Here is an 11,990-nt window from a genome sequence, read left to right as displayed (position 1 = left end):
GCGGAGTCGTCGTGATGGGTCTGGGGCGCTTCGGCAAGTCGCTCGCTCTGGAACTGGAGGCCGAGGGCACCGAGGTCCTCGGAATCGACAGCGACCTGCAGATCGTGGAGTCGCTTAGCGGCCGGATCACCCACGTGGTGCAAGCAGACACCACCAACGAAGAAGCCATGCGCCAGCTCGCGGTCGCCGAGTTCGATCGCGCCGTGATCGGCGTGGGCAACCACCTCGAGGCCAGCGTCCTGAGCGCGTCGGTCGCCCTCAGCCTCGGCGTCCCCACCGTCTGGGCCAAGGCCATCAGCCACGCCCACGCCCGCATCCTCACCCAGATCGGGGTCCACCACGTCGTCCGCCCCGAGCACGACATGGGCAAGCGCGTCGCCCACCTCGTCCGAGGCCGGATGATGGACTACATCGAGCTCGACGACGGCTACGCCTTCGTGAAGATCAAGCCGCCGAAGGAGATCCTCAACAAGAAGCTGGCCACCACCCAGGTCCGCACTCGGTACGGCGTCACCGTGGTCGGCATCAAGCGCGGTCAGCGGCAGTTCACCTACGCCACACCCGACACCGTCGTCGTACCCGGCGACATCATCATCGTCTCCGGTGACCGCGCACAGGTGGAACACTTCAGCGGCCTCGCCTGAGAACCCGTACTGGTCACGCTCCGCAACCGGCTCTTTCGGCGTCAGCCTGTCACGGTGTTCCGCCGCCGATAGCCCCACAGGCCTGCTGCGACGAGCCCGGTGGCGAGGGCGATGAGCGACAGGTACGGGATCACCTTGAAGTCGTCGACCGGAACTGCGGCGAGGTGCCAGAACGGCGAGATCGCCTGGACGGCGTCTGGCAGTCCGAGGAGCTGGCCGAGGATGACCTGCAGCGTGATGAGCGCGACGGCTGCCCACGCCAGCCCGGTGCCGCGGGGGATCAGGCCGTACAGCGCCACGGCGAGCGCGCCGACGAGGAGGGTGCCTGGCAGGTAGGCCAGCTGGCCGCCGACTTGGTCGACGAACTGGTTCCACTCGCCGCTGCCGAGCCCGTAGCCGACCGCGAGGCCGATGCCCATGATCACGGTCAGCTTGGCGGCGGCGATGAGCGCGAGGGCCGTGGTCGCCGCCATCCAGGACGTACGGCTGACCGGCGTCGCGAGGACGAGTTCCGTACGGCCGGACTCCTCCTCGGCGCGCAAGCGCAGCACCGAGGCGACGACGAAGCCGCAGGCGATCACGGCCATGAACAGGTGAATGTAGGCCAGGAAGGCGCTGACGAGCGCGTCCTCGGCGGCCTGGTCGGACGCTCCAACGACGTCCGCCATCTCCGGGTTGGAGGCGATGAGGTCGGGGACGGTGGGGATGACCGCGCCGTAGAGAAGGCCCAGCAGGAACAGCCCGGCTGCCCAGCCGAGCAGCAGGGCACGCTGGAGCCGTGCCGCGAGGCCGAACGGCGTGCTGAGCTGCCACCCGGCGCGCGCTGGACCGGATCGCGTCTGAAGGAGCCCGCCGCCGAAGTCGCGGTGCGCCATCAGGCGCGCCGCCAGTGCCAGCAAGAGCGCGGTCGACCCGAGCAGCAGCGCGGCCGGCCACCAGCGCTCGTCGCCAAAGGCGTCCATGCGCTGCGCCCACCCGAACGGCGAGAGCCAGACGAGAACGTTGTCCTGCATGGCTCCGAGGCCGCGCACCAGGTAGCCGACGGCGACGGCGGCGCTGGCCAGGCCGAGCGCCCCGCGCGCCGAGGTGGACAGCTGGACGGCGGCCAGCGTGATCGCTGTGTACGCCACACCTAGCAGTGCTAGGCCGACGCCGTACGTCAGGCTCCCGCCGACGGCCAACCCGGCCGTCAGCATCGAGATCGTCGTGACGGCGCCGATGACCAGCGCGGCGGCGACGCCGTAGACCAGCCCGGCGAGGGTGGCGGCATGGCGACCCAGGACGGCAGAGCGGAGCAGCTCGGCACGCCCGGACTCCTCCTCGGCCCGGGTGTGCCGGACGACCAGGAACACGACCATCAGGCACACGCCGAGCTGTGCGACCTGGGAGATCTCGTTGGCGACGATGCCGCCGAGGGTGTCGAGCCCAACCTGGCGGCCCGACATCAGGTAGCTCACCGGGCTGGCGCCGACGGTGCGGGCGTAGCCCGCAATCTTCTCGGAGGTGTCGTAGAGAGGGGGCACGGCCAGGGCGCTCGCGACGATCGTCCCGCCGAGGCCGACAACCCAGAGCGGCAGGCGCAGTCGGTCGCGGCGCAGGACGAGGCGCAGCAGGTGTCCGACACCGGTGATCGAGGTGGTGCTCACGCGGTCACCTCGTCGCTGTACTGCCGCAAGAACAGCTCCTCCAGGGTGGGCGGGTGCGCGGCGAGGGAGCGGACGCCGAGTGCGGCGAGCGCGGTCACCGCCGCGCCGAGGTTGTCGGAGTCGACGTCGAACGTGACGCGGTTGCCGTGCAGCTCGGGCTCGTGGACGCCCGGGACCGTCGCGAGGCGGTTCGCCGGCCGGTCGGTCTCGGCGATGACGGTGGTGCGGGTCAGGTGGCGCAGTTCGGCAAGCGTGCCGGACTGCACGACCCGTCCGGCGCGAATGATGCTGATCCGGTCGGCGAGCGCCTCGGCTTCGGCCAGGATGTGGGAGCTGAGCAGGATGGTCGCGCCCTCGTCCTTGAGCTCGAGGATCGCCTTCTGGAACTCGGCCTCCATCAGCGGGTCGAGCCCGGACGTGGGCTCGTCGAGCAGGTAGAGGTCGGCACGGCTGGCGAGCGCGGCAACCAGCGCGATCTTCTGCCGGTTGCCCTTGGAGTAGGTGCGTGCCTTCTTGGTCGGGTCCAGGTCGAACCGGTCGAGCATCTCCCGGCGGCGCGTCTCGTCCAGCCCGCCGCGCATCCGGGCAAGCACATCGATGACCTCGCCACCGCTCAGGTTTGGCCACAGCGACACGTCGCCCGGCACGTACGCGAGCTGGCGGTGCAGGGACGCGGCGTCGCGCCACGGGTCGCCACCCAGCATGCTGGCGGTGCCGGAGTCGGCCCTCAGCAGGCCGAGGAGGACTCGGATGGTGGTGGACTTCCCGGCACCGTTGGGACCGAGGAAACCGTGCACCTCGCCCTGCTCGACGGTGAGGTCGAGGTGGTCGAGCGCGTGGGTGGTGCCGAAGGTCTTGACGACGTCGTGGAGCTCGATGACAGCCATGTCGTGGAGTGTGGCACGATCTTCACAAACTTGTGAAGGCTGTATAGTCAGTGGCGTGAGTGCCCTCGCCCGTGCCGTCGAACGACTCGGCCAGACCTTGGAGGCGATGGGCCTGCCGCGCATGCCTGCGCGCGTCTTCGCCTTCATCCTGGCCGATGACCAGTCTGTCTACACGGCCTCCGAGTTGGCCCGCGGGCTCGACGTGTCGCCTGCCGCCATCTCGGGTGCGGTCAGGTACCTCGCCGACACTCATCTCGTCGTGCGCGAACGGAACCCGGCCGGTCGCGGCGACCTGTTCCGGGTCCGCGACGGCGACATCTGGAGCACCATCCAGGCCGCGCGGCTGCCCGTCCTCGACATAATCATCGAGGCCGTTCAGGAGGCCGTCGACCTGCTGCCCGAAGGCTCCGCGGGGCGTGAGCGGGTCGAGGAAACCCGCGACTACTTTCGTTTCGTGCAGGAGGACTCGCAGGACCTGGACCGGCGGTGGCGCACATGGCGCGAGACCCATCGGTGACTGCGCGACTCCGAGGGGCACCCTGCCGGCAGTCCTGCGCCAGGACGAGCACACGACAGCGACGCGACCGCATCCCGCGACCAGATGGTCTTGCGTAGCGACCCGGTTCCGATCGCCTGCGAGACGACGACGGTCGGGGTGTCGAATCCGCGTAGCGTGCGTCCGATGACGTTCGAGTTTCGAGACGTCCGGACATGCTCGACTCGTCACGACGGTAGTCGCAGGTAGATCTCGCGCTCGGGAGGCACGAAAGGTGTGTGCCATTGCTCGAAGCCCAGCGAAGCGCACAGCCGCTCCATCACCGCGTTGTCGGCGCGGTAGCTGGTAGCGACCACTTCTACGTCGGGATCCAACCGCAGACGGCGCACCAGCTCGATCATCGTGGCCTTCCCGTAACCCTTCTGTTGGTGTTCTTGACCGACCAGCAGGCGCAGGACGAAGCCGACGGACGCCACAACCTCGATCACTGCGAAGCCAACCGGGGACTGGTTCGGCTCAGGCAGTCCGAGTTGGGAGCCGTCGTAGATGGCAAACGCTGTCAGCGCGTGGTCAGCGTCAACCTCGGCGAGAGACTTCTCCACGCTGGCGACGAGGTGCTGCTGTTCGGGCGCGACGCGCAGGTTAAGCACGCTCGTGTGGTCGGCGGGCGCGAGACGGCGCAGGGTCACTTCATGCACTTGGTGAGTTCACCACAGGCAGTGCAGCTCCGACCGCTCATGCCTCGATGCCCAGATCTGCCAATGTGCGGCTACCGGTCGGTTCACCACAAAGGCGGTTGTTGAAAGGGGGGAGGCAGAGGCCCGCAGGACCATCCTTCCGGCCACCAGGTTGTCGACCGGTGCGTCGTCGGCGGAGGCGGACCGATGAGTCGACCCCTCGCGACCGGTGCGACCTCTGTTGCGTCCTCTGCTCCACCGGAGGGCGACGACGGACCGCTCGTGTCGCACACGCTCGGTCCCGGCCCGGACGCGGAGCTGACCTGGCTGCTGCATCGGGCCGCCCAGCGGATGCGCGCAGCGACCAGTGACGCGGCCGACGAGCACGGGCTGACCTTGCGCCGTCACATCATCCTCAGCGCCATGCATCTCGCGCCGAGGATGACACAGGTCGAGCTGGGTCGGGCAGTGGGGATGGACAAGACCACGCTGACCAGCGAACTGGACCACTTGGAGCGGCTCGATCTGGTACGGCGCAGTGTCGATCCGCGCGACCGGCGCGCGCGCAACCTCACTCTCACCGAGGAGGGCGAACGTGTGCGGCAGCTGGTCTCGGCAGGCACCGAGCGTGCCGAGCGCGAGGCTCTCGAGGCGTTCGACATGGACGACATCGCTCGCCTGCGACGAATGCTCTACGTCATCATCGAGGGCACCCAGGACCCGGGGACATGTCTGTGAGCGCGGGACAGGCGGGTGAGGCGGTCGCCGACCGCGCGGCACGGGGGCGGCGGACCTACGCGCATAACCTCGGGCTGGACGAGCCGGGCGTCGAGGCTGCGATGGGTGAGGTCGTTGGCTCCGCCTTCGTCCGGGAAGCCTACGTCGCCGCTGGTGGCCCGGGCTGGCACAGCCCCGACCTCACCGACCGGGACCGGGCCCTGGTCATCATCGCGGCCATGGTGGGCCAGCACGTCACCGACGAGCGCCTCCAGCCCTACCTCGAGCTCGCCCGCAAGGAGGGAGTCAGCGAGGACGGTCTCGATGCCGTGATGATCCTGATGGCCGCCTACGTCGGCCAGCCTGCAGCCTCCCGCGGCGCCGCCGCGGTGCATCGCCAGCCCAGCCGAACCGCAACGTCCCACATTCTCGAGGAGGCAGGGTCGTGACCACCGCGACCACCGCGACCGCCTCCAGGCGTCGACGACACCCCGTGGTTATCGCCACCCTCTACGGTGGCCTGCTCGTCACGGCCTTCCTGGCTTTCGCCTCTCACGAGTGGGGCGCCACGCCCCATTCTCTGGTCTCGATCGCAGCACTCGCCGCCGTGGCGTGGCACGTCTGGACCCAGCGGCGATGGCTGCACGGCGTGATCGAGCGCGGTCGCCGGCATCCCCAACGAGCCCTCGTGGTCTCCAACGCGTTGCTCATCAGCTGCTTCGTCCTCGTCAACGTCTCCGGCGCGCCGGTCTGGCTGTGGAACGTCGACGGACCCGTGTCGGTCGTCCACGACATCACCGGGTTCGCGATCCTCCCGCTCCTCGTGGCCCACCTCGTCCTGAACCGCCGCCGGATCAGGACGCTGCTCAGACGACGCCGCGCACACCCCCAGCCATCCGCGCACGGAAGCGCCACCGGCACGGCTCGGGTCGCATGAACGACCACCCCGACGACCGTCCCGGCGACGAGCCGGATTGGCTGCTCCGGCGCAATCGAGGGCTGCGGCGTCGCATCCGCTCTGTCGGTGACACCGTGGCCGTTCACCGCGACGCATGGCAACGGCACAACAGTGCGGTGCTGGCCTCAGGGGTCCCGCTGTGGGTCGTGCTTGGCGACTCGCTGTCGCAGGGGATCGGTGCGTCGGCCTGGGACTGCGGGTGGGTCCACCGATCGCTGCGACAGGTGCGTCTGCACTCCGGGAGCGCCCGCGACCTGGGGGTCGTCAACCTCTCGCGCAGCGGGGCCACCACCCACGACGTGCTCGACCCGCAGCTCGTCGAGCTCGAGCGACTGCTGGATGGTGGACACCGCGTTGAGCTGGTGAGCTTGGTGGTCGGCGCCAACGACTTCCTACGAGGCGGGGCGAGGGCCGGCCTCGAGCAACGTTTCGCCGCCATCGTCGACCAGCTGCCGCGCAACACAGTCGTGGCATACCTGCCTCAGCCCCTCGCTGTCGCCCGCCGCGTCAACCACAGCCTTGATCGCGCTGCCGCAGATGGCATGATCCAGCCCGTGAGCATCCGCAGAGTCGCCCTGTTGCTGCCTCGCAACAGCGCACCCGACCTGTTCCACCCCAACGACCGCGGCCACGAGCTGCTCGCCTCGTCCATGACACCAGCCCTGCTCCGAGCCATCACCAGATCGAGCACCAGCACGTGAGTCTCGGCCGGTCGTGGGCACAGGTCATCCCGAGTCCAGCCCAGGGGTTTGGTACCTCGAACCACTGCCGCTACGTGGGTACGCGCTGTCGATCATCCTCGGCATCGTCGTCGCCGTCTGGATCGGTGAACGCCGGTGAGTGGGGCGGGGAGGCAGACGCCGTGACATCGCGGACCTGGCACTGTGGGCCGTGCAGATTGGGATCCGCCATCGGGTCGCTCCGCGAGCCCATCCCTGCACGGTCACGCTCCGCGTGACGATCGACGTCCGGGATGTGCGTTGTCAGCGGACTTCGGGAAGCCGTCGGGTGCGAGCGATCTCAGCGGCCACGACTGCGACTTTCCGATTCGAGTTCGATGAGATCCGCCGGAGGTAGTCGAACGCCTGGTCGGCGGTCATGTCGAACCGCTCCATGAGCACCCCCTGCGCTTGGCCGATGATGTTGCGGTTGTGCAGTGCCAGGCCTAGTTGGTCGATCTGCTTCTCGGCAGCCATGACGACGGACAGGTGTCCGGCCAGCGCTTGCGCGACGGCGACATCGTCGGCATCGAAGCGGCAGCCGTCGCGGCAGTACAGGCTCAAGGCACCGAATGAGGTCTCGTCGGTGTAGACGAGCAGCGACATCATCGAGTCCACCTTGAGTTCTTCGTGCACTCGCGGGGCCCATAACGCCCAGCGTCGCTCGACTGCCAGGCTGGTGCTCACGAGGGTGTTCTGGTCGCGGCGGACATCTAGGCATGGCCCCTCGCCGAGTTCGGTCTGCAGCACGTTGGCCCGCTGTACCAGGTCGCCAGTGCTCGCCCGAGTGACCAAACGTCCGTTCTGGTTGATGGTCATCCCTGCGTGGTCGCAGCGGGCCACCAGATCCACGGCGGAGTCAACTGCCACCTTGAGGCGGGCGTCCTCACCCGGCGCGGCAGCCAACGACTGGGCCAGTTGGGTGAACCCCCCGAGCAACTGCTTTGCGTCGTCCACGCCCGCCTCCTCGAGCCCGTCAGGCCCCGTGTCTCGCTCCTGGCGTGGCGACAGGGCCAGGCCCGGCCAGACCATATCCGACCGAGGGAAACGGGGAATCGGACGGGACCACTGGAACGGCCCTCCCGGCGAGTTGGACACCTGTGAGTAGACCGCGAGCCGGCCGGGATAGCCCAAGGCGGGTCAAGTCCGCTGGGGTGGTGTACGAGGTTGATCCCTCGGTTGGGCGTGTCGGTCAGGCTGTGAGGGCCTGGAGTTCGGGTTCGGTCACCTCCTCGACGACGCAGGTGTCGACGGCCTGGGCGCGGGCGAGGACGTCGAGTCCGAGGTAGCGGCGGCCTTCGGCCCACTCGTCGTGCTGCTCGGCCAGGACGGCGCCGACGAGCCGGATGATGCTGGCCCGGTCGGGAAAGATCCCGACCACGTCGGTTCGCCTGCGGATCTCGCGGTTGAGGCGCTCGTTGGGGTTGTTGGACCAGATCTGGCGCCAGATCTCCTTCGGGAACGCGGTGAAGGCGAGGATGTCGGCACGAGCGTCCTCCAGATGCTCGGCCACCTTGGGGAGCTTCTCGGCCAGGGCGTCGACGACCCGGTCGAACTGGGCGTGGACAGCGTCGGCGTCGGGCTGGTCGTAGATCGAGTGCAGCAGCGCCTTGACCCAGCCCCACGAGGACTTCGGCGTCGCCGACATCAGGTTCGCCGCGTAGTGGGTTCGGCAGCGCTGCCACGAGGCGCCGGGCAACGTGGCGCCGATCGCGGCCACCAGCCCGGCGTGGGCGTCGCTGGTGACGAGCTTGACCCCGGCCAGGCCGCGGGCGGTCAGATCCCTCCAGAAGGCCAGCCACCCGGCGCCGTCCTCGCTGCTGGTGACCTGCACGCCGAGGATCTCGCGGTGCCCGTCGGCGTTGACGCCGGTGGCGACCAGCACGTGGACCGGCACCACCCGGCCACCTTCGCGGACCTTGAGCACCAACGCGTCGGCGGCCACGAAGGTGAACGGCCCGGCCTCCTCCAGCCGTCGGGTGCGGAACTGCTCGACGTGCTCGTCGAGTTCCTTGGCCATCACCGAGACCTGGCTCTTGGACAGGCCGGTGATGCCGAGGGTCTGCACCAGCTTGTCCATCCGCCGCGTCGAGACGCCGAGCAGGTAACAGGTCGCGACCACACTGGTCAGTGCCCGCTCTGCTCGCTTGCGGCGCTCCAGCAGCCACTCGGGGTACAGCGAACCGGTGCGCAGCTTGGGAACCGCGACGTCCAGAGTGCCGACGCGGGTGTCGAGGTCGCGGTGCCGGTAGCCGTTGCGGGAGTTGACGCGCTCCATGCTGCGTTCGCCGTAGCCGGCGCCGCACACCGCGTCGGCCTGCGCCGAGAGCAGCGCATTGACGAACGTGGTGAGCAGGTCCCGCATCAGATCAGGACTGGCCTGGGACAGCTGCTCGTTCAGGAACTGTGCAGGGTCGATACTGGGTCCAGCGGTCATCGTCGTGGTCCTTCTTCGAGTCGGTTTTCGCAGATCACTCGAAGGATCCACCCGGTGGCCGCGCCTACGTTGGAGGCACGCGCTCACTCAGGTCCGTCGTACACCACTCTGCTGGACTCCACTCCAAGGCGTTGAGGTACGGACGGCATAAGGTTTGCACGACCCGCCGGCGGGCTCACCGGGCTGAGGCCGGGTGCTCAAGAAGCGGGCACCCGGGCCGCCGGGCACCCGCGCGGCTGCAAGGCACGCGAGCCACCTGGCCAGAGGCTAACGCTGGCACACCCCGATTCGCAGCACAGAGACACGAACTCGACTCCTACGGGTGTGCTGCCACCGCCTCGCCCGGTTCGCGTCCGCTGGCACGGGGACCGGCACCCCCAATGGTTCGGAGGCCCGGCAGCGGGATCCGAGCACGACATCCCACGAAGAGCGTGAGCGCAGTGGCATCCGGTGACGAGAGTGGCTGGCTTGGCGATCGTCCGCCAGATCCCACGGATCATCCCCGCCCCCGGGGACGACCACTGTGGTTCTCCGGCTGCGTAGGCTGGCCGGTCCCGCCCGCCCATGCCGAGGAGACCGCCGATGCCGTCGTGGACCGACCACGTGATGTGGTGGCACGTCTACCCGCTTGGAGCCGTCGGCGCCCCGATCCGGCCCGCTTGCGGCAACTCGCCGCTCGGCGGCCCTGACGAGCCGGTCGTGCACCGGCTGGGCCGGCTCGAGGCTTGGCTGGACCACGTCCTCGACCTGGGGCTCAACGGCTTGCTGCTGGGGCCGGTCTTCGCCTCGGCCACCCACGGGTACGACACGGTCGATTACCGTCGCATCGACCCCCGCCTCGGCGACGCCGCTGACCTCGACCGGCTGGTCGTGGCCGCCCATGAGCGTGGTCTGCGGGTGCTCCTCGACGGCGTATTCAACCATGTCGGGCGCTCCCACCCTGCCTTCCAGCAGGTCGAGGCCGAGGGTCCCGGGGCCGCGACCGCGTCGCTGTTCCGCATCGACTGGAGCGGCTGGAACCCGCGCGACACAGTGCGCGCCGACGTCTTCGAGGGCCACGAGTCCCTGGTCGCCCTCGATCACGACTCCCCGGCGGTCGTCGAGTGGGTCGCCGAGGTCATGGATCACTGGCTGGCCCGAGGCATCGACGGCTGGCGCCTCGACGCGGCGTACGCCGTTCCGCCGGCCTTCTGGGCGCAGGTGCTGCCTCGAGTGCGCGAGCAGCACCCCGAAGCCTGGTTCCTCGGCGAGGTGATCCACGGCGACACCGCGCGAATCGTGCGCGACTCGACGATCGACTCGCTGACCGCCTACGAGCTGTGGCAGGGAATCTGGCACGGGATCGCCGACCGCAACCTCTTCGAGCTCGCCCACGCGGTCCAGCGCCACTCGGCGCTGCTCGAGACCTCGGTGCCGACCACGTTCGTCGGCAACCACGACGTCACCCGGATCGCCTCCGCGGTAGGCGCCGACCTGGTTCCGCACGCGCTCGCGGTCCTCTTCGCCATCGGCGGCGTGCCGAGCGTATACGCCGGCGACGAGGACGGCGCGAAAGGCATCAAGGAAGAGCGGCTCGGCGGCGACGACGCCGTCCGGCCCGAGCTCGCGCCCACCCCACCCCGCGAAGGTGAACTCGACGAGACCGCCCGCCGCACCCGCCAGGTGCACCAGCAGCTCATCCGCCTGCGCCGTCGCGAGCCGTGGCTGGCCTCCGCCCGCACCGACGTCGTGCACACCGCGAACAAGCAGTTCGTGCCGCGCTCGGGTCGTGACGACGCAGCCGTCGTGGTCGCGCTCAACCTCGCCGATGAGGAGGTCACGCTGCCCTGCGCCGACGCCACCGAAGTGGTCGCCGGTACGGGACAGATCGACCCCGCCGCGCAGCAGGTCCGGCTGGCGCCGCGCGGATGGGCCGTGCTGCACCGCTGACTTCCGCGGTGGGCCGCCGGTCAACCCGATCGTAGTGCTGTGAGGTGTCAGCAACTCACACTGCCGGAACCCCATCCTCGTGCGGCACGGAGCACTGCGTCGTCAGGCCCCCCTTCGTTCTGCGTGGTCGGTCTCGAGGGTCACACCTCAAGACCCAAGCGGCGCAGGATCAGGCGGTTGTAGGAGTTGATCTCGCCGGGGAGTTCGGAGGCGGGGTACCACGCGAGAGCCGCGGTCTCCCCTGCATCATCTTTCGTTAGGGTTCCCGCGACGTCATTCGTCTCGAACGTCGCGCCGACCACGTAGGCCGCGTAGGCCGCGTACCCGTCGGGGTAGATCACCATGAATTCCGGGCCCGAGTAGACATCGATCCGAGTCATGTCACCGGCAGTGAGCCCGGTCTCCTCGAGAAGTTCGCGTCGTGCGGCCTGCTCGAGCGTTTCGCCAGGTTCGAGGCGGCCACCCGGAAGGCCCCAAGTTGCGTCATCACCCCGGAGCTGAAGTAGAACAGCTCCGGTTGCCGGGTCGCGGACGAGTACGCCGGCGGCGACTAGGACATCGCTTCGACGGATCACACGGTCAGCCTGCCGTACACCGAGACAGCGACGCGACGCCAGGGCCCCGTTCGCCGATGGGCTCGCGGAGCGACCCGGTGCGGGATGGGCTCGCGGAGCGACCCGGTGCGGGATGGGCTCGCGGAGCGACCCGGTGCGGGATGGGCTCGCGGAGCGACCCGGTGCGGGATCCGGCTGTGGTCACGCTCCGCGTGACGATCGCCTTCCGGAACGCTCGCACAAGTTGACGTAACGCGAGAAGATTGACTTGTCGTAGGCAAAGTCAATCTTCGCTGCATCTCGACAGCCGCCCCTCGACCAGCCGT

At 69.1% G+C, this 11,990-nt stretch carries 13 protein-coding genes; 7 read left to right on the top strand and 6 right to left on the bottom strand.

Translation table 11 applies throughout. The annotated features are described in order from the left end of the window. Nucleotides 1-14: 14 nt before the first annotated feature. Entirely contained in the window at nucleotides 15-644 is a 630-nt protein-coding gene (locus M0M48_RS24530) for a potassium channel family protein (protein WP_257753113.1), read from the top strand. A gap of 41 nt (nucleotides 645-685) precedes the next feature. Here M0M48_RS24530 and M0M48_RS24525 read toward each other — a convergent pair whose 3' ends face one another. Together M0M48_RS24525 and M0M48_RS24520 are read right to left on the bottom strand one after the other, a co-directional pair. Then, nucleotides 686-2,290: an ABC transporter permease gene (locus M0M48_RS24525; protein WP_257753112.1), complete on the bottom strand. Its 1,605-nt coding sequence runs from the start codon at nucleotides 2,288-2,290 to the stop codon at nucleotides 686-688. Further along, entirely contained in the window at nucleotides 2,287-3,177 is an 891-nt protein-coding gene (locus M0M48_RS24520) for an ABC transporter ATP-binding protein (RefSeq protein ID WP_257753111.1), read from the bottom strand. The genes M0M48_RS24525 and M0M48_RS24520 overlap by 4 nt, the downstream gene beginning before the upstream one ends. A gap of 55 nt (nucleotides 3,178-3,232) precedes the next feature. Here M0M48_RS24520 and M0M48_RS24515 point away from each other — a divergent pair, with 55 nt between their 5' ends. Then, nucleotides 3,233-3,694: a GbsR/MarR family transcriptional regulator gene (locus tag M0M48_RS24515; protein ID WP_257753110.1), complete on the top strand. Its 462-nt coding sequence runs from the start codon at nucleotides 3,233-3,235 to the stop codon at nucleotides 3,692-3,694. A 206-nt stretch (nucleotides 3,695-3,900) separates the two neighbouring features. On the opposite strand, the gene M0M48_RS24510 is transcribed toward M0M48_RS24515, so the two are convergent. Continuing rightward, nucleotides 3,901-4,371, bottom strand: coding sequence for a GNAT family N-acetyltransferase (locus M0M48_RS24510; protein WP_257753109.1), 471 nt, complete (start codon nucleotides 4,369-4,371; stop codon nucleotides 3,901-3,903). Between the two features lie 186 nt (nucleotides 4,372-4,557). On the opposite strand from M0M48_RS24510, the gene M0M48_RS24505 reads away from it, so the two are divergent. Genes M0M48_RS24505 through M0M48_RS24490 form a run of 4 tightly spaced genes read left to right on the top strand, consistent with a single transcriptional unit; the run spans nucleotide 4,558 to nucleotide 6,726 of the window. Continuing rightward, nucleotides 4,558-5,088, top strand: coding sequence for a MarR family winged helix-turn-helix transcriptional regulator (locus tag M0M48_RS24505; protein ID WP_257753108.1), 531 nt, complete (start codon nucleotides 4,558-4,560; stop codon nucleotides 5,086-5,088). After that, entirely contained in the window at nucleotides 5,085-5,516 is a 432-nt protein-coding gene (locus M0M48_RS24500; RefSeq protein ID WP_257753107.1) for a carboxymuconolactone decarboxylase family protein, read from the top strand. The genes M0M48_RS24505 and M0M48_RS24500 overlap by 4 nt, the downstream gene beginning before the upstream one ends. A gap of 44 nt (nucleotides 5,517-5,560) precedes the next feature. Next, nucleotides 5,561-6,004, top strand: a complete 444-nt coding sequence (locus tag M0M48_RS24495; protein ID WP_239264578.1) for a hypothetical protein — start codon at nucleotides 5,561-5,563, stop codon at nucleotides 6,002-6,004. Then, nucleotides 6,001-6,726, top strand: coding sequence for an SGNH/GDSL hydrolase family protein (locus M0M48_RS24490; RefSeq protein ID WP_257753106.1), 726 nt, complete (start codon nucleotides 6,001-6,003; stop codon nucleotides 6,724-6,726). Before M0M48_RS24495 ends, M0M48_RS24490 begins: the two co-directional genes overlap by 4 nt. A gap of 282 nt (nucleotides 6,727-7,008) precedes the next feature. Here M0M48_RS24490 and M0M48_RS24485 read toward each other — a convergent pair whose 3' ends face one another. Together M0M48_RS24485 and M0M48_RS24480 are read right to left on the bottom strand one after the other, a co-directional pair. Next, on the bottom strand, nucleotides 7,009-7,701 hold the full coding sequence (locus M0M48_RS24485; RefSeq protein WP_257753105.1) for a GAF and ANTAR domain-containing protein: 693 nt from the start codon (nucleotides 7,699-7,701) through the stop codon (nucleotides 7,009-7,011). 235 nt (nucleotides 7,702-7,936) lie between these two features. Next, nucleotides 7,937-9,181 carry an IS256 family transposase gene (locus tag M0M48_RS24480; protein ID WP_257750619.1) on the bottom strand — a complete coding sequence of 415 codons (1,245 nt, stop codon included), beginning with the start codon at nucleotides 9,179-9,181 and terminating at the stop codon, nucleotides 7,937-7,939. 582 nt (nucleotides 9,182-9,763) lie between these two features. Between M0M48_RS24480 and M0M48_RS24475 the strand changes: the two genes are divergently transcribed. Then, nucleotides 9,764-11,110 carry an alpha-amylase family glycosyl hydrolase gene (locus M0M48_RS24475; RefSeq protein WP_257753104.1) on the top strand — a complete coding sequence of 449 codons (1,347 nt, stop codon included), beginning with the start codon at nucleotides 9,764-9,766 and terminating at the stop codon, nucleotides 11,108-11,110. Nucleotides 11,111-11,250: 140 nt separating this feature from the next. Here M0M48_RS24475 and M0M48_RS24470 read toward each other — a convergent pair whose 3' ends face one another. After that, the gene (locus M0M48_RS24470) at nucleotides 11,251-11,685 is read right to left on the bottom strand and encodes an NUDIX domain-containing protein (RefSeq protein ID WP_257753103.1); all 435 of its coding nucleotides are present in this window, start codon (nucleotides 11,683-11,685) and stop codon (nucleotides 11,251-11,253) included. Nucleotides 11,686-11,990: the final 305 nt, after the last annotated feature.

This window comes from Pimelobacter simplex (assembly GCF_024662235.1).
In the GTDB taxonomy this organism is placed as follows: domain Bacteria; phylum Actinomycetota; class Actinomycetes; order Propionibacteriales; family Nocardioidaceae; genus Nocardioides.
This window is presented reverse-complemented; position numbering and strand designations above follow the sequence as displayed.